We start from the raw sequence: 14,879 nt of genomic DNA, 5'->3' as shown, positions 1-14,879 counted from the left end.
TCGCGATCAGGTGCCGGTGCTCGGCACGACCGCTGGTGCGGCTGCCTTGCGCGAGCGCCCGAGATAGTAGACCACCGCCGCCGCGATGATGCCGGCGACCAGGATACCCGCCGCAAGCAGCGGCCGATACCAGAACCAGGCGATGGCGATCGTCGTCGTGCCGACCAGGATCGCCAGGAAGAAGGCGATGATGCCGGTTCCCATCCGGGCCATGCTGCCGAGGAACGGTATGACGTCGAGGATGACGCCGATCGGGCTGAGGAACAGCGCAAAGCCGATCGTCAGCAACAGCAGGCCAGCGGCACGCAGCAGCCAGGTAGTCAGCGTGTTTGCGCTGACCGCTTCGGCAAACATCTTGTCGGCCGGGACAGTGCCGGTGTCGACCATCAGCAATTGGTCGCCGGCCACCGTCTGGTAAGGCTCGAACCGGCTGCCGGCCTGGCGCCCCACGATGCTGACCACGCCGAGCGGCGCCAACTCGTAGCCGATGCGGTAGTCGCCCAGCGCCGGCGTTGTCGTGTCGACGCCGAGATAGATCTTGCCGTCGACGATGTTGAGCGGCCGGGCGCCCGTGTACGCGGCCTTGATCGCAGCCGACTGGTTGGCCGACAGCGAATAGTCCTTGTCGCCCTCGATGCGATCAAGCACCGGCGTGTCGAGCGTGAATGCGCCAAGCTTGCCTTCCGGGATCTGGAAGGTCCGGCTGTGGATCGCCATCGACGGATTCTGGTGGCCATCCGGCTTCTTGAAATCCGACGAGTCGATCTGGCTGTCGTCCCAAACCTTCGAATAGCTGTAGGTGGTCACCGTCTCTTCGCCGCCGCCAAGCTTCTTGGTGGTCTCGGATTTGGACTCTTCCTTCCACTGGTACATCTCGACATCGCGCGACAGACGCAGCCCTTGCGCCGCAATGCCGAAGTCCGGATCTGACAGGCCACTATCCGTCGTCACCGGCCCACTGACATGCACCAGTTTGCCGTCATTGGCGGCATCGACGTTGTCGGCGCTGGCCGAAACCACGGCGCCGGCCCCTTCGGCCAGCGAGCGTGCCGTCTGCACCGCGCGGCCCTCGTTCCAGAACAGCCCGATCACCATCAGCACGATCAAGAGCAGGCCGAAGATGACCCCACCGACCGCGCGCTTGATCCGCCCGAACCACGAGACGGATGTTACTTCCCGAAATGAATCGCTCATCGTTTCCCCCGAAACCAACAGTGCCAAGATTTGCGCGCGGCCGGCGGCCGCGCATGTAACCGATCAATCGGCGTGGATCTGCGCGCCGCAATCCTTTGCTACAGTGCAGGAATGCACCGCGCGCGTCGTGCCGCCGTCGCCGACCCGCCATGGCGAGGCGGACAGCGGCGCCTGCTGCTTGCCACCGAGAAGATCAAGCGCCCGCATCGCCGTCTGCTCGCCTTCATCGCCGCGCTTGACGATCTCGACATCCCTGAGGCCGATCGCGGCAAGTTGCGGCATCACCACGTCCGGATCGCCTGCCACCACGATCAGTGACGGATCGAGCGACGACAGTGCCAGCGCCTGTTTCTGCACCGCGTCGAGCGTCAGCTGGGTGCGCACTGTCATCCGGCTCTGCTGGTCCGCCAGCGTCGAACCGGAGCCGACGGCGCCTATCAGCGAACCAAACAGGCCGGCCGAGGTCTCCCGCTTCATGATCATCCCCATGCCGATGGCCGCGAACAAGCGCTGGCCGTCTCGCCCAGTCCGACCGACGGGACGCCCATCCCTGCCGGTCGGCGAAACCTATCGGAATCGATCGGCCCTCGATACCGCAGCTTCGCAATATCGTCCGGCTTTTTCGTGTCGGCGTATCAGTGACCCCCAGAGTCGCGAAAAGGCTTGCGAGCCCGCCTCTGAGTCGCACACGAGTCCACCAGATTCGTTTTTGTCAAATCGCGTTTGATGTCGGATTCATCTGCGGGTAGATTAGACCCGAATCAGCCGGTCCTTGGGGGGCGCGGCGACCACCCAAAGTCTCACGTTCCGGAGATTTTCCGGCACCAGACGCGGACGGCTTCGCGTTCCCTGAATGGATTCGGATCTGGTTGGCGCAGCTCTGCGCCATGAGTGTGTCTTCGTCAAAGTAATGCGTATTCGGGTTCGGCGGCTGGCACCCAGCATCCGGACGGCAGAAACGATTCCGGCCAAAAGCAACAAGAATGAGCAGTCCCGCCGCGCTTCTTCAATCCGACACATTGGGCTCGCGCCTGACGTCGCGCGGTGATCTCACCAGCTTTTTCATGCAACTGACCGCCGAGATCGGCGCCGACAGCTACATGCTGGTTGCAATTGTCCACGACCAGGACCGCAACGATGCGCGCATCGTTTCGTCAAACTGGATTTTCGACGCCATCGAGCTGACCGGCAAGCGGCTGATCGCCGGGCTTGCGCAAGGTGCGCTCACCGTCGCGCCCGGCATCCGCCCGAGACCGCTTGTAGCCTCCCAGGCACCCGAGGCAGACGGATTGGTCACCGGCGAGGAGGCGCGGCTTCTCGACGTGCTCGGCCATGCCGAGATCTATTCGCTCCGGCTGAATGTCGGCCGCCAGCGCCTGTTCGCGCTGTTTTCGGCCGCAACCGCCGGCAAGATCGACCAGCCGGCGCTGATGCGGGCGCAGTTGAAGTGCTGCTACGCGCTCTCGCACATCCCGCAATTGATTGCCGCCGCCGCCATGCAGGACCCGCTGTCGGATCGTGAGCGCGAATGCCTGTTCTGGGTCTCCGAAGGCAAGACCACCGACGAGGTTGCCGTCATCCTTGGCGTCTCCTCCAACACCGTCAACAGCTACATCACCCACGCCATCCAGAAATTCGCGGCCAGCAACCGCGCGATGGCCATCGCCACGGCGATCAGGAGCGGCATCATTTGAAACACGCCGATATCAAGGAGGCTGCCGAAGCCCTTTTCAACGAGCAGCGCAATCCGTTCGGCGCCTTCTCGCTCGGCTCCGAAACCCATCACGCCGTCACCATTCCCGACGCCGTGCGCCGCTGCCGCTGGATCGCTGTCGACATCAACGCCTCGGCCTTCGGCCTGTTCTTCGTCAGCCCCTCGCCCGAACGGGCACGGCTCGTCCCTTGTCTTGATTCCGACTATCCCGGCATTGCGGTGGCAACGAAGTTCATTTCAGGCGCCAATGGCGAGGAGATCGTGCGCCACACCCGGAACTCGACGGAGCCGCGCTGGTGGACGGACGACGGGGTCGCCGCCATCGCGGAGGCGTTCGGCAATCTCGCCTGGACCGAACAGATGGCGCCGCTGGCGCCCGGCACCAGCGGCATCGCCTTCCCTGTCCATGCCGATCGCGGGCAATGCGGCCTCGTCGTATTCCTGGGGTCCGAGATCGCCCTGCCGCAGGACGCCCTCTACGAAATCCACGCCCGCTGCTTTTCATTGTTCGCCGCCGTCGCCCGCATCCGCCCGATCGAAGCCGGCCGCATGCGCGCGATCTCCAAGCGTGAGCTCGAATGCCTGAAGCTGACCGCCAATGGCAACACAAGCGAGGAGATCGCACGGCTTCTGAAGCTTTCGGTGCACACCGCCAACCAGTACCTGACTCAGTCGACCCAGAAGCTCAACGCCGTCAACCGCAACCAGGCCGTTGCCAAGGCGTTGCGGCTGGGCCTGATCGAATAGGGCAATTCCAATGCATGTCGCCAAAAAGTGGACCCGGTTCTGGGAAAACGACATGCATGAAAACAACGGCGTGTAGCGGCTCGGAAGCGACTGATGGTCAGCGAAAGGCCAGCGGCTCGACCTTGCGGATACGCGCCTGTTCGATCACCGCCTCGAGCAGGGCCGTGTTGTGCTCGGGATCCTCGCCCGGCTTCTCGAACGACACGTAGTTGACCATCACCGAGGCGCCAAGTTCGCTCAGCGTCAGCTGGAAATAGACGGTGACACCCGGCGGCCTCAGCTCCAGATCGAGCACGATGCGCGGGCTGCCGCTCCAGTCGACATGCGCCTCGGCGCCATGGCCGAGCCGCAGCGTGCCCGGCATGAAGAACAGCTCCACAGCCGAGTCGACCAGATCCGACAGGCACGCGAAATGCTCCAGCCGGATGAAGGCGATGTAGTCGGCGACATCGATCAGCCTGAGTTCCGCCACCACTTGCTCGATGGCGCTGGCGACGATGATCTCGCGGGATTTTGCGTGCGGTTGCCGGTTCATGAAATCTGTCTGCGCTCAGCCTTTTTCGAGTAGACGATCCGCACCAGTTCGGCGACGGCCTGATAGAATTGCGATGGGATCACACTATCGACCGAAACTTGCTTGTACATGGAGCGGGCGAGCGCCACGTCCTCGAAGATCGGGATGTTGTGTTCCCGCGCGATCTCGCGGATCTTCAGCGCCACCAGGTCCTGCCCCTTGGCCAGCACGATCGGTGCCGAATCCTCGTCGCGCACATATTTCAGCGCGATCGAGAAGTGCGTCGGGTTGGCGATGATCAGTGTCGCGCGCGGCACCGCCGTCATCATCCGTTTGCGTGCCCGGTCGCGCGCCAGCGAGCGCAGCCGCGACTTGACGATCGGATCGCCCTCGGACTGCTTGAACTCGTCCTTGACCTCCTGCTTGCTCATGCGCAGGTCCTGCTTCCAGTGGAAGCGCGACCAGACGAGGTCGACCGCCGCGATCAGTCCCATGACGAAGACGATCGCCACCAGGATGTCGACGGCAATGCCACGGATCACGAGGCCGAAGGCAACCGGATTGGTGATCATGCCGGCGAGCAGCTTGCGGTGGTCTTCCGACAGCGTGAAGCTCAGCACGACGATGGCAAAACCGACCTTGCCGAGTGCCTTGAGGAACTCGACCCAACCCTGAATGCCGAACAGCCTGCTCCAGCCCTTGGCAATCGAGATGCGCGAGAGTTGCGGCCGTACCCGCTCGCCGACGAATTGCGGCATGTTCTGGAACACCGAGGCGCCAACACCGGCAACGGTCAACAGCACCAGCAGGCTGACCACGGCGCGGCCCACCTCGAGGAGGACGATCTTGTAGAGCGCGATGACATCGGTTTCGGTGTCCATCGGCCAGGCTTCCGGCTTCTCCAGGAACATCGACAGGAACATGCCGAGATCGATGACCGCGTCCTTGGCGTAGAAGACGGTGAACACCAGTATGGCGACGAAGGATGCCAGCAGCGCCGTTTCCCGCGAATGGGGCAGCTTGCCCTGTTCGATGGTGTCGCGGATCTTCTTTTCCGTCGCCTCTTCGGTTTTCGAATCCTTGTCGACCGCGTCAGCCATGTCGCGGTCTTAGGCGGCGTTCCGGGTCGAGGGGAGCTCGAAGGCGCCTTCGCGCGACAACCGGATCGTCGTCGTCACGATCGTCTTGCGCGCCGCGGTGATGTCGGCAAGGGCAACGCCCTCCGACCCTTGTCCGAGCTCGGCTTCGATCATCCGCCGCGACCGCGCGCCGATCGCCGACAGCACGGATTCGGCAAGTCCCGCCTGCGCGCCGCGCAAGGCCAGCGTGACCAGTTCGGTCGACAGCCCGTCGAACAGCAGCACCCGCGCTTTCTGGGTCAGCAGCGGAAGGTCGTCGAAGGCGAACAGGCGGGCCCGGACGCCGTCGAGATCGGGCGTGCCGGCGGCCTCCAGATCCTGCATGACCTCCTCGAGCAGCGGCTTGTCCAGTTCATTGAGCACGCTGGCGACACGCGCCTGGCCGGCCGACGTGTCCTTGGTCGAGGTTTCCGTCAGCACGCTGCTGCGCAGTCGGTTTTCGACGATCCTGCTGGCGGCGTCGGGAACGTTGGCGATCGTCACCATGCGCTTGATGATCTCGCCGCGCGTTGCCTTGGTCAGCGTCAGGAGCACGCCCGCTGCCGTTTGCGGCGCCAGCTTCGACAACACCATGGCCGCGGTCTGCGGATGTTCGCCGGCGAGGAACGCGCCAAGCCGCGCCGGTTCGAGCTTTTCGAGCTCGGGCCAGATCGGCGGCGGGCCTTCCGGCGCGGCCTCGAATTTCTTGTCGCCCATGATCGCGCTCATCTCTTCGGGCGAGAGCGATTCATTGAGGATGGTGTCCATCCTGTCGGCGGAATCGAGCAATCCCGCCCCTTCGGTGAACTCGGCCTCGAACTCGGCGACGATGCGCTCGAGATCACTTTGCGGAATGGTCCGCAGCAGCCGGGCGCCCTCGATCAGCGCCTTCAATTCTTCCTGCTTGAAGAATTTCAAAAGACGGCTGGCCGATGGCTTGCCCATCGCCACCAATATGGCGGCCGCCTTCTGCGCGCGGGTCAGGGTCACTGGCGTCGTCATGCCTCTCGCCTCCGCTGCCACCGGCAAGCCCCGCAATCCATGTCTAGGCGCCCTTCGTGCCGGCGATGATTTCGGTCAGCCTGATGCCGAAGCGCGACGGATCGCTTTCCAGCACGGTGATCTCGCCGCGCGCGATCTTGCGGCCGTTGACCACGACGTCGACAGGTTCGCCGATGCGGCGGTTGAGCGCCACCGTCGACCCCTTCTGCAGCGCCATCAGGTCGGAGACCGGCATCTCGGTGCTGCCGAGGATGATCTGGACATCCACCGGGATGTTCATGATGACGCTCGAATTGGCACCGGAAGCGGCCCTCAACGCCGCATCGGGGCGCCTTTCCTCTTCATGCAGGACCCCGCGCAATTCTTCGATGGCACGGTCGAGCTGCTCGTCCGGCTGGTCGAGGTCGGCTTCCGCCTTGGTGTTGGCCATGCGTCGTCTCCAAATGCTCAGGCGCGTCCGGCGGAAGCCGGCATCAGCCCGTCGATAAAATCCTGCCCGGCATCGTAGGGATGCCTGATCCGGACGGTGTAATTCTGCCCCAGTTTACCGAACTCGCACACGAACAGCGTTTGGCCGCGCGCGCTGAGACGCGCCTGCGACTGCGCCGTTTCCTCGAATTCGATGATCTGGCCGATTTCGAAACCGGCGAGGTCGCCGAGCGTCAGCCGCGCCAGCGGCATGGTGGCCTCGAGCGCCACGGCGGAGCGCATCACCTCTTCCGAAAAGCGCGCGCGCCAGCTGGAGCTGTGATCGTCGTCGCTGACAGCGGCGGCACCGTCGCGGCTGGCCAGCACGACACGCTGCGGCATCGTCACCGTGACGGTGCCGCTGTCGGCCGGCGTCGAGATGCCAAGGACGATGCGGACTGCCGCACCATCGCGCAGCACGTGCCGTTTCGCCTCGGTGCCCGACATCGCCCGCGGCGCCGGCAGGCGCAGGTCGAGCGAGCGCCGTCCCGATCCGTTGAGGGCCTGCGCGACCTGCTGGAACACCATGGTCGAGACATCGACTTCGATCTGCGACAGATCGCGCTCTATCGGAGATGCAGGCATATCCGGGTCGCCGCCGAACAGCGTGCAGATCATGATCGCGATCGCCGGCGCATCGATCACCAGGGTCATCGCATCGGAGGACGTGGATGATGCGACGATGGTCATGGCAAACGTATCGCCGGCACGCGAGCGCGCCTCCGCGACGCGGCTGACCTCGACCGCCCTGAGATCGACGGTGACCGGAACGCCAAGTTCACTGGTGAGGCTCTTCTGCAGCAGCGGTGCGGCTCGCTCGGCCATGGCCCGGCCGGTGCCGATGACCTGGGCGGCCTCGCCGCTGTCGCCGACGAGACGCTCGATGATCAGCGAGCGCGCTTCCGCTGGGCTGCCCGGACTGGTCATGACAGTGCAGGGACCGATCTGTCGCGCATCGTTCAGGCGGCCTTCCTATCGACGGTGCCGGTGTTCATCGTGCTCTGCTCGACGGCGTCGATCGTCGGCCGTTCATAGGACGAGATGGTCTTGCGGCCGAACTCGATCGCCACCTGCGGCAGTGCGCCGTTCATGTAGGCCAGCAGCGTCTGCTTGACAATGATGTAGAGGCGGTTCTTCTTCTCGCGCACCGTCTTGATCTTGGTGGCGACCGGTCCGACCACAGAATAGGACAGGAAGATGCCGAGGAACGTTCCGACAAGTGCTGCACCAATCAGGCCGCCGAGGATTTCCGGCGACTGGTCGAGCGCGCCCATCGCCTTGACCACGCCAAGCACGGCGGCGACGATGCCGAGCGCTGGCAGGCCGTCACCGACCGCCACCATTGCGTGATAGGCCTTCATCTTGTCCGACTTGATGGTCTGGATTTCCTCGTCCATCAGCGCCTCGATCTCGTGCGAGCGGGCATTGCCGATGATGATGATGCGGCAGTAGTCGCAGATGAAATGCGTCAGGTCATGGTTATGCAGCACGGTCGGAAAGGCCTGGAAGATCGCCGATTCCTCGGGATTGTCGATATGCGCCTCGACCTCGCTCCGGGATTTTGACCGCAACTCTCGCATCAGTGAGTGCAGCACGCCGAGCGTTTCGAGATAGTCCTGTTCCTTCGGCACCGCCTGCTTGAAGGCTTCGAGAATGCCTTTGCCGGTGTCCTTGACTGTCTTCATTGGATTGGCGACGAGGAAGGTGCCAAAAGCTGCGCCACAGATGATCACTGCTTCCCATGGCTGTATCAGCACGTGAAGATGACCGCCCATGGCCATAAAGCCGCCGAGGACGCAGCCGAGCGTTACCACCAGTCCAATCAGAATGCCCACGAGAGGTCCTTCCGCATTTCACAACAGGAGCAAGGGATAGCCCCCGTGCCTTGTGTGAGGCTTGAATCGAAGCCCGCGGATCCGATTCAGTTTCGCGCAAGGAAGTGGGGCTATTGTGCTGACATAGCTTCGGCCGGAGGCACGTTTTTGCTTAATACCTTTACCAGCTACCAGCTCATCACCAAGGACATCTCGCAGTCGCTCGACAGGATCGAGCAGCAGCCCGTGGTTGACCGCGATACCAAATATTATCTCGCCAACATCACCAAGGTGAAATCGATCGACGATTTCGTCAACAATGACCGGCTGTTCAAATATGCCATGAAGGCCTACGGGCTCGAGGACATGGACTACGCCAAGGCCTTCATGGTCAAGGCATTGAAGGAAGGTGTCTCCGACCCCGACAGTTTCGCCAACAAGCTGACCGACAAGCGCTACGCCGATTTTGTCAGCGCCTTCAACTTCGCCGCCAACGGCGCCGATGCGACCATCTACAACAAGGCGCAGCAGATGGTGACCAAGAACTACGCCACGCAGGCGGAGATCGCTGGCCTCGATCCGGACTCCGACTACGTGAAGGGCGAGACGACATACTATCTCGCCAACATCACGAAGGTGAAGTCGATCGACGATCTGATGTCGAACAACCGGCTCTACACATACGCCCTCGCCTCATTCGGTCTCGATTCGGCGACCGAGGACAAGGATCTCATCAAGCAGGTTCTGCAGGGCGGGGTCCGCGACCCCGACAGCGTCGCCAACAAGATGACGGACAAGACCTACGCCGCACTCGCCTCCACCTTCAACTTCGAAGCCTATGGCGAAAACGCCACCACCATCAATCCGGCGCAGCAACCGACGGTCGACAAGTACATGCGCCAGACCCTCGAAGAGAGTGCCGGCCAGACCAACCAGGGTGTGCGGCTGGCGCTTTACTTCGACCGCAAGGCGCCAACCATCACCAGCTGGTACGACGTGCTGGCCGACACCGCCCTTGCCAGCGTGGTGCGCACCGCGCTCGGCCTCCCCGATTCCTTCGCCTCCGCGAATATCGACAAGCAGGCGCAGCTGTTCGAGCAGAAACTCGACATCTCGGATTTCTCCGACCCCGAGAAGCTCGGCAAGTTCCTGACACGCTTCACCAGCATGTACGAGATCAACAATCCGACCTCATCGGCCGTCACCTCGGTCAGCGTGCTGTTTGCCCAGCCGATCACGGTCGGCATTTCCACCGACCTGATGATGGCCATGCAGAAACTGAGGTCCTGAGAGCATCATGCGGGACAGCCTCTACGTCGCCCTTTCCTCGCAGATCGCGCTCGAGCGCCGCCTCGACACGATCGCCGACAATGTCGCCAACGCCTCGACGATCGGCTTTCGCGCCACCGGCGTGAAATTCGAGGACGTCGTGTCAGGCACCGGATCGAAATCGGTGTCCTTCGCATCCTCGGGCAAGACCTATCTTTCCGGCGCAAACGGCGCGTTGACCGAGACCGGGAATCCGTTCGACTTCGCCATCCAGGGCGATGCCTGGTTCGCCATCGATACGCCGGTCGGCACCGTCATGACCCGCGACGGGCGCTTTTCGATGAACGAGAATGGCGAGCTTATGTCGATCGAGGGCCACCCGGTGCTCGATGCCGGTGGTGCGCCGATCCAGCTCGACCCCCGCAACGGTCCGCCCAAGGCCGGTGCCGACGGCTCGCTGCGCCAGAACGATCAGCTTGTCGGTTCCATCGGCGTCTACACTTTCGACCCAGGTGAGAATTTCGTCCGCTACGGCAATTCAGGCATCGTTCCGGCGCGTACGCCAGAGCCGGTCACGGATCGCTCCGATACCGGGATCGCCCAGGGTTTTCTCGAGGAATCCAATGTCAATCCGGTGCTGGAGATCACCCGGCTGATCATGTTGCAGCGCGCGTTCGAGAACACCGCCGCGCTGATGCGGCAGACGGACTCCTCCACCGACGAGGCGATCAAGACGCTCGGCTCGAAATAGTCCATGTCGCTCGACCAGCCATCCCTGCGCGCACCCGAAAGACAGCTCCAGCCGGCGCCGGAAGACCGGCTTGCCGCGCTGGAACGGGTATGGCGGCGTTTCGCCGACACCGAGGCGCTGCTCAAGCGCGGCGGCCGCGTCACCGAGGTCACGTCCACGCACTACAAGGTGCACGGCCTTTCCGACTTCGCCAGGCTGGGCGACATCGTCGAGCAGCGCGGCCATGCCGGCACGCGTCGCGGCGAGATCGTCAAGATCGGCCGCGACGAGATTGTCGTAGCACCCTTCGAACGCAGCGCCGATGCCGGCATCGGTGACGCCGTGTTCCGCCGCGGTCCGCTCGCGGTGGCGCCGCATGCCTCGTGGCGAGGTCGCACCATCGACGCGCTCACCAGGGCGATCGACGGCGGCTCGCCACTGGTCAGGGGTGACGATACCTCGAGGGGGGCCCAGACGACGCCCGGCGCCATGGCACGGCAGCGCGTCGGCACCGCCTTCATGACCGGCGTCAAGGTCATCGACATCTTCACGCCGCTTTGCCTCGGCCAGCGTCTCGGCATCTTTGCCGGCTCCGGCGTCGGCAAGTCGACGCTGCTCGCCATGCTCGCCGGCGCCGATGCATTCGACACCGTCGTCGTGGCGCTGATCGGCGAACGCGGCCGCGAAGTCCGCGAATTCCTCGAGGACACCATCGGCGACAGCATGGCCAAGACCGTTGCAGTCGTCGCCACCAGCGACGAGAGCGCCATGATGCGCCGGCGTGCGCCGGACACTGCCATGCGCGTCGCCGAGCATTTTCGCGACCAGGGCCACCGCGTGCTTTTGGTGCTGGATTCGATCACCCGCTTCGCCCATGCCTTGCGCGAGGTGGCGACGGGAACTGGCGAGCCGCCGGTCGCCCGCGGCTATCCGGCCTCGGTGTTCACCGAACTGCCCAAGCTGCTCGAGCGCGCCGGGCCCGGCGCGGAGGGCCCCGGGGTTGAAGGTCGGGGGTCGATCACCGCCGTCATTTCCGTGCTGGTCGACGGCGACGACCACAACGACCCGGTCGCCGATTCCGTGCGCGGCATTCTCGATGGACATGTCGTGCTCGACCGCGCGATCGCCGAACAGGGCCGCTATCCGCCGGTCAACCCGCTGTCGTCCATATCGCGGCTGGCCGGCAAGGCCTGGAGCGCCGAACAGCGTGCGCTGGTGACAAGGCTGAAGTCGATGATCGCCCGCTTCGAGGACACACGCGATATCCGTCTGCTGGGTGCCTATCAGGGCGGGGTCGACGCCGAACTCGATATCGCCGTGCGTCAGGTGCCGCTGATCTATGAGGCGCTGACGCAATCGCCCAAGGACCGCCCGTCAGCCGAACCGTTCTCCGATCTCGCCCGCCACCTCAAGGGTAAGCTGAATGCCGATGCAGGAGACTGAACGCCAGTACACCGAGCGTATCTTGCGCGAGATGATCGCCGAGGCCAACGCTGCGGAGGAAGCAAGAGCTGCCGAAGCCAGAGTCGCCAGGGCAACGGCTGCCCGCGCCATAGCTGCGAAAGCCGAGGCTGTTCTAGCCAGGGCTGCCAAGCCAATCCTGCCCAGGGCTGCCAAGCCAATCCTGCCCAGGGTTGCCAAAGCCGAGCCTGTTCTGTCGAGAGCTGCCGAGCCCGCTTTGCCCAGGGTTCCCCAGGCAGCGGCTGCCGAGAGGACGCAGGCCAGCCGCGACTCGCTGATCGACGGCCTGTTCCCGGTCACCGAATGGCCGCAGCCGCCAAAGGCGCAGTTTCCCAGGTTGAAAAAAAAGTCCGACCGACGCAGCGATTTCGTCGTTGCCGCGCTCGGCCTCACGCTCGGGCTGATCTGCGCCCTGTTTCCCTGGTACATCTTCTTCAACCAGGAACAATTCGGCGTCCAGGCGATCAAGTTCGGCGGCACCGGCAGCAACTCGGGACGGGCGGGTGGTGGTGTGGTCGCCCAACGCAGCGCGCCGTTGACGGCAAAAGACGTTCCGGCGGCCAATCTCGATCTGCTTGCCACGGGAACCGTGCAGGATGATGCCAATCCCGCGCCGGCGCCCAATGAGCAACCGTTTCCGGCGGACGCCGCGAAATTCCGCATGGTTCATGTCGCCAATGGCCGCGCCATGATCGAGGACGACGCCGGACTGTGGATCGTCCAGCGTGGCTCGATACTGCCCGACTCGAGCCTGGTGTCCTCCATCGAGCAGCGCAACGGCAAATGGGTCATGGTCACCAGCACCGACCAGGTGATCGAACTCTCCAGGTAAAACGCCCCGTCTCGGGCGTCCGGCCATCCGCAAGGTCCGCGCAAGACTGGCGGCCTAGTCTTCGGGAACCCGCCCGGAGATTCCCATGGAGCCCGTTTCCCTTTTCGACCTCGCCGCGAAGCAAGCGCAATGGCTGGCCGTGCGCCAGTCCGCCATCGCCGGCAACATCGCCAACGCGAACACGCCGGGCTACACGGCCAACGATGTCGAGCCGTTCGAAAAGGTGCTCGACCGCACCGCGGTATCGCTGCAGGCCACGCAGGCCGGCCATCTCGGCAACGCCGCGACCAATGCCGGCTTCACCATCAGGCCGCAGGAAGGCGACGGCGTTGTCATGCCGTCCAAGAACTCGGTGGTGCTGGAAGACCAGCTGATGAAAGCCGGCGAGGTGCGCCGCTCCTTCGAGCTCAACACGGCGATCGTCAAGGCGTTCCATTCGATGATGATGATGGCGGTGAAAACCTGACCATGGACGCGCTCACAGCAGCCCTCAAAGTCGCAGCATCCGGCCTCGGCGCCCAATCGGAGCGCCTGCGCGTGGTTTCGGAAAACCTGGCCAACGCTCAGTCGACCGGCACCACACCCGGCTCCGATCCCTATCGCCGCAAGACCATCAGCTTCGTCTCCGAGCTCGACCGGACCTCCGGCAGCTCGACGGTCGCGGTGAATTCCATCGATCGTGATCCGAGCGACTTTCCGGTCGAGTTCCAGCCCGGCAACGAGGCCGCCGACGATAAGGGCTACGTCAAGATGCCCAACGTCAACGTGCTGATCGAAATGGCCGACATGACCGAGGCCAACCGCTCCTACGAAGCCAATCTTCAGGTCGTCAAGCAGGCACGCGACCTGATTTCCATGACCATCGACCTGATGAGGAACCAGTAATGATCAGCGGCATCGGAGCCCTTCAGTTCAAGTCATCGATTGGCGGCGACGACGCGGTAACGAGCCTGCTCCAGGGCGGCGCGACACCCTCGGCCGGCGGCAACATCGGCAGCTCCTTCGCCGAGGCGCTGAGCCAGGCGGCCTCCAAGACCGTCAACACCATGCAGAATGCCGAGCAGGTGTCGATGCAGGCGCTCAAGGGCGACGCCGACACCCGCCAGGTGGTCGACGCCGTGATGAGCGCGCAGCAGGCGCTTCAGACCGCCGTCGCCATCCGCGACAAGGTGGTTTCCGCCTATCTCGAAGTCAGTCGAATGGGCATCTGAGGAATTCCGCCATGAAAGCACTCGCCATCGCCGCCACCGGCATGAATGCCCAGCAGACAAATCTGGAAGTCATCGCCAACAACATCGCCAACATCAACACCACCGGCTACAAGCGCGCCCGCGCCGAATTCTCCGACCTGCTCTATCAGGTCGACCGCACGCAGGGCGTGCCCAACCGCTCCAACGCCTCGCTGGTGCCGGAGGGCGTCTCGATCGGCCTCGGCGTCAAGACGACGGCCGTGCGCAACGTCCACACCCAGGGCGAACTGACCAGCACCGGCAACAGTTTCGATATGGCGCTGACCGGCAGGGGCTGGTTCCAGATCGAGGGCGCCGACGGCGGCACGCTGTACAGCCGCGCCGGCGCCTTCAACACCAACGCCACCGGCCAGTTGGTTACGGTCGACGGCGCCACCGTCATTCCCGCCATCACCGTTCCCACCGACGCCGTCGAGGTCATCGTCAACAAGACCGGACAGGTCTTCGCCCGTATCGACGGCCAGACCGACCTGCAGACCCTCGGCCAGCTCCAGATCGCCAATTTCGCCAACGAGGCGGGCCTGGCGCCGCTCGGCGACAACCTGTTCCAGGAAACCACGGCTTCCGGCCCGGCGAATGTCGGCGTGCCCGGCGATCCCGGCTTTGCCACCATCGAGCAGGGCTATCTCGAGGCCTCCAACGTCGACCCGGTCAAGGAAATCACCGAACTGATCTCGGCGCAGCGCGCCTATGAGATGAATTCCAAGGTCATCCAGGCCGCCGACGACATGGCCTCCGTCGTTTCCAAGAACATCAGGTAGGGATG

The 14,879-nt window shown here is 63.9% G+C and carries 18 protein-coding genes; 10 read left to right on the top strand and 8 right to left on the bottom strand.

Features of this window, described 5'->3' with window-relative positions; all coding sequences use genetic code 11:
- Positions 1-6 precede the first annotated feature (6 nt).
- Both AC1RZR_RS11650 and AC1RZR_RS11645 read right to left on the bottom strand, forming a co-directional pair.
- Positions 7-1,194, bottom strand: coding sequence for a TMEM43 family protein (locus AC1RZR_RS11650; RefSeq protein WP_477277486.1), 1,188 nt, complete (start codon positions 1,192-1,194; stop codon positions 7-9).
- Positions 1,195-1,257: 63 nt separating this feature from the next.
- Positions 1,258-1,671 carry a hypothetical protein gene (locus AC1RZR_RS11645; protein WP_477277488.1) on the bottom strand — a complete coding sequence of 138 codons (414 nt, stop codon included), beginning with the start codon at positions 1,669-1,671 and terminating at the stop codon, positions 1,258-1,260.
- A gap of 506 nt (positions 1,672-2,177) precedes the next feature.
- Here AC1RZR_RS11645 and AC1RZR_RS11640 point away from each other — a divergent pair.
- Both AC1RZR_RS11640 and AC1RZR_RS11635 read left to right on the top strand, forming a co-directional pair.
- A complete protein-coding gene (locus AC1RZR_RS11640; RefSeq protein WP_477277490.1) occupies positions 2,178-2,888 on the top strand; it encodes a helix-turn-helix transcriptional regulator in 711 nt (236 codons plus the stop codon).
- Positions 2,885-3,655 carry a helix-turn-helix transcriptional regulator gene (locus AC1RZR_RS11635; protein WP_477277492.1) on the top strand — a complete coding sequence of 257 codons (771 nt, stop codon included), beginning with the start codon at positions 2,885-2,887 and terminating at the stop codon, positions 3,653-3,655. Before AC1RZR_RS11640 ends, AC1RZR_RS11635 begins: the two co-directional genes overlap by 4 nt.
- Positions 3,656-3,752: 97 nt before the next feature.
- On the opposite strand, the gene AC1RZR_RS11630 is transcribed toward AC1RZR_RS11635, so the two are convergent.
- Genes AC1RZR_RS11630 through motA form a run of 6 tightly spaced genes read right to left on the bottom strand, consistent with a single transcriptional unit; the run spans position 3,753 to position 8,592 of the window.
- Positions 3,753-4,190, bottom strand: coding sequence for a BspJ family T4SS effector nucleomodulin (locus tag AC1RZR_RS11630; protein ID WP_477277494.1), 438 nt, complete (start codon positions 4,188-4,190; stop codon positions 3,753-3,755).
- The gene (flhB, locus tag AC1RZR_RS11625) at positions 4,187-5,269 is read right to left on the bottom strand and encodes a flagellar biosynthesis protein FlhB (RefSeq protein ID WP_477277496.1); all 1,083 of its coding nucleotides are present in this window, start codon (positions 5,267-5,269) and stop codon (positions 4,187-4,189) included. The genes AC1RZR_RS11630 and flhB overlap by 4 nt, the downstream gene beginning before the upstream one ends.
- Before the next feature lie 9 nt (positions 5,270-5,278).
- Positions 5,279-6,289, bottom strand: coding sequence for a flagellar motor switch protein FliG (locus AC1RZR_RS11620; protein WP_477277498.1), 1,011 nt, complete (start codon positions 6,287-6,289; stop codon positions 5,279-5,281).
- Between the two features lie 43 nt (positions 6,290-6,332).
- Positions 6,333-6,719 carry a flagellar motor switch protein FliN gene (gene fliN / locus AC1RZR_RS11615; RefSeq protein ID WP_477277500.1) on the bottom strand — a complete coding sequence of 129 codons (387 nt, stop codon included), beginning with the start codon at positions 6,717-6,719 and terminating at the stop codon, positions 6,333-6,335.
- Positions 6,720-6,736: 17 nt separating this feature from the next.
- Positions 6,737-7,684, bottom strand: coding sequence for a FliM/FliN family flagellar motor switch protein (locus AC1RZR_RS11610; RefSeq protein WP_477277502.1), 948 nt, complete (start codon positions 7,682-7,684; stop codon positions 6,737-6,739).
- Positions 7,685-7,716: 32 nt separating this feature from the next.
- Positions 7,717-8,592: a flagellar motor stator protein MotA gene (gene motA / locus AC1RZR_RS11605; RefSeq protein WP_481828548.1), complete on the bottom strand. Its 876-nt coding sequence runs from the start codon at positions 8,590-8,592 to the stop codon at positions 7,717-7,719.
- A 147-nt stretch (positions 8,593-8,739) separates the two neighbouring features.
- On the opposite strand from motA, the gene AC1RZR_RS11600 reads away from it, so the two are divergent.
- The 8 genes from AC1RZR_RS11600 (at position 8,740) to flgG (ending at position 14,874) form a co-directional block, all read left to right on the top strand.
- The gene (locus AC1RZR_RS11600; protein WP_477277505.1) at positions 8,740-9,861 is read left to right on the top strand and encodes a DUF1217 domain-containing protein; all 1,122 of its coding nucleotides are present in this window, start codon (positions 8,740-8,742) and stop codon (positions 9,859-9,861) included.
- A gap of 7 nt (positions 9,862-9,868) precedes the next feature.
- Entirely contained in the window at positions 9,869-10,591 is a 723-nt protein-coding gene (flgF, locus tag AC1RZR_RS11595) for a flagellar basal-body rod protein FlgF (protein WP_481828547.1), read from the top strand.
- A gap of 3 nt (positions 10,592-10,594) precedes the next feature.
- Entirely contained in the window at positions 10,595-12,013 is a 1,419-nt protein-coding gene (gene fliI / locus AC1RZR_RS11590) for a flagellar protein export ATPase FliI (RefSeq protein ID WP_481828546.1), read from the top strand.
- Positions 11,994-12,863, top strand: a complete 870-nt coding sequence (locus AC1RZR_RS11585) for a hypothetical protein (RefSeq protein ID WP_481828545.1) — start codon at positions 11,994-11,996, stop codon at positions 12,861-12,863. The genes fliI and AC1RZR_RS11585 overlap by 20 nt, the downstream gene beginning before the upstream one ends.
- 85 nt (positions 12,864-12,948) lie before the next feature.
- The gene (gene flgB / locus AC1RZR_RS11580; RefSeq protein WP_477277513.1) at positions 12,949-13,329 is read left to right on the top strand and encodes a flagellar basal body rod protein FlgB; all 381 of its coding nucleotides are present in this window, start codon (positions 12,949-12,951) and stop codon (positions 13,327-13,329) included.
- Positions 13,330-13,331: 2 nt separating this feature from the next.
- Entirely contained in the window at positions 13,332-13,748 is a 417-nt protein-coding gene (gene flgC, locus AC1RZR_RS11575) for a flagellar basal body rod protein FlgC (RefSeq protein WP_091577769.1), read from the top strand.
- Positions 13,748-14,074, top strand: coding sequence for a flagellar hook-basal body complex protein FliE (gene fliE / locus AC1RZR_RS11570; protein ID WP_477277515.1), 327 nt, complete (start codon positions 13,748-13,750; stop codon positions 14,072-14,074). Before flgC ends, fliE begins: the two co-directional genes overlap by 1 nt.
- 11 nt (positions 14,075-14,085) lie before the next feature.
- On the top strand, positions 14,086-14,874 hold the full coding sequence (flgG, locus tag AC1RZR_RS11565; protein ID WP_379102508.1) for a flagellar basal-body rod protein FlgG: 789 nt from the start codon (positions 14,086-14,088) through the stop codon (positions 14,872-14,874).
- Positions 14,875-14,879 lie beyond the last annotated feature (5 nt).

It is taken from the genome of Mesorhizobium bavaricum (genome assembly GCF_056781655.1).
Note: the sequence above shows the minus strand (reverse complement) of the source record. Positions and strands in the feature narration are given on the sequence as shown.

Coding starts and splice junctions, on each gene's coding strand:
- AC1RZR_RS11650 (WP_477277486.1), bottom strand. CDS start 1,194: ATGAGCGATTCATTTCGGGAAGTAACATCCGTCTCGTGGTTCGGGCGG.
- AC1RZR_RS11645 (WP_477277488.1), bottom strand. CDS start 1,671: ATGAAGCGGGAGACCTCGGCCGGCCTGTTTGGTTCGCTGATAGGCGCC.
- AC1RZR_RS11640 (WP_477277490.1), top strand. CDS start 2,178: ATGAGCAGTCCCGCCGCGCTTCTTCAATCCGACACATTGGGCTCGCGC.
- AC1RZR_RS11630 (WP_477277494.1), bottom strand. CDS start 4,190: ATGAACCGGCAACCGCACGCAAAATCCCGCGAGATCATCGTCGCCAGC.
- flhB (WP_477277496.1), bottom strand. CDS start 5,269: ATGGCTGACGCGGTCGACAAGGATTCGAAAACCGAAGAGGCGACGGAA.
- AC1RZR_RS11620 (WP_477277498.1), bottom strand. CDS start 6,289: ATGACGACGCCAGTGACCCTGACCCGCGCGCAGAAGGCGGCCGCCATA.
- fliN (WP_477277500.1), bottom strand. CDS start 6,719: ATGGCCAACACCAAGGCGGAAGCCGACCTCGACCAGCCGGACGAGCAG.
- AC1RZR_RS11610 (WP_477277502.1), bottom strand. CDS start 7,684: ATGACCAGTCCGGGCAGCCCAGCGGAAGCGCGCTCGCTGATCATCGAG.
- flgF (WP_481828547.1), top strand. CDS start 9,869: ATGCGGGACAGCCTCTACGTCGCCCTTTCCTCGCAGATCGCGCTCGAG.
- fliI (WP_481828546.1), top strand. CDS start 10,595: ATGTCGCTCGACCAGCCATCCCTGCGCGCACCCGAAAGACAGCTCCAG.
- AC1RZR_RS11585 (WP_481828545.1), top strand. CDS start 11,994: ATGCCGATGCAGGAGACTGAACGCCAGTACACCGAGCGTATCTTGCGC.
- flgB (WP_477277513.1), top strand. CDS start 12,949: ATGGAGCCCGTTTCCCTTTTCGACCTCGCCGCGAAGCAAGCGCAATGG.
- flgC (WP_091577769.1), top strand. CDS start 13,332: ATGGACGCGCTCACAGCAGCCCTCAAAGTCGCAGCATCCGGCCTCGGC.
- fliE (WP_477277515.1), top strand. CDS start 13,748: ATGATCAGCGGCATCGGAGCCCTTCAGTTCAAGTCATCGATTGGCGGC.
- flgG (WP_379102508.1), top strand. CDS start 14,086: ATGAAAGCACTCGCCATCGCCGCCACCGGCATGAATGCCCAGCAGACA.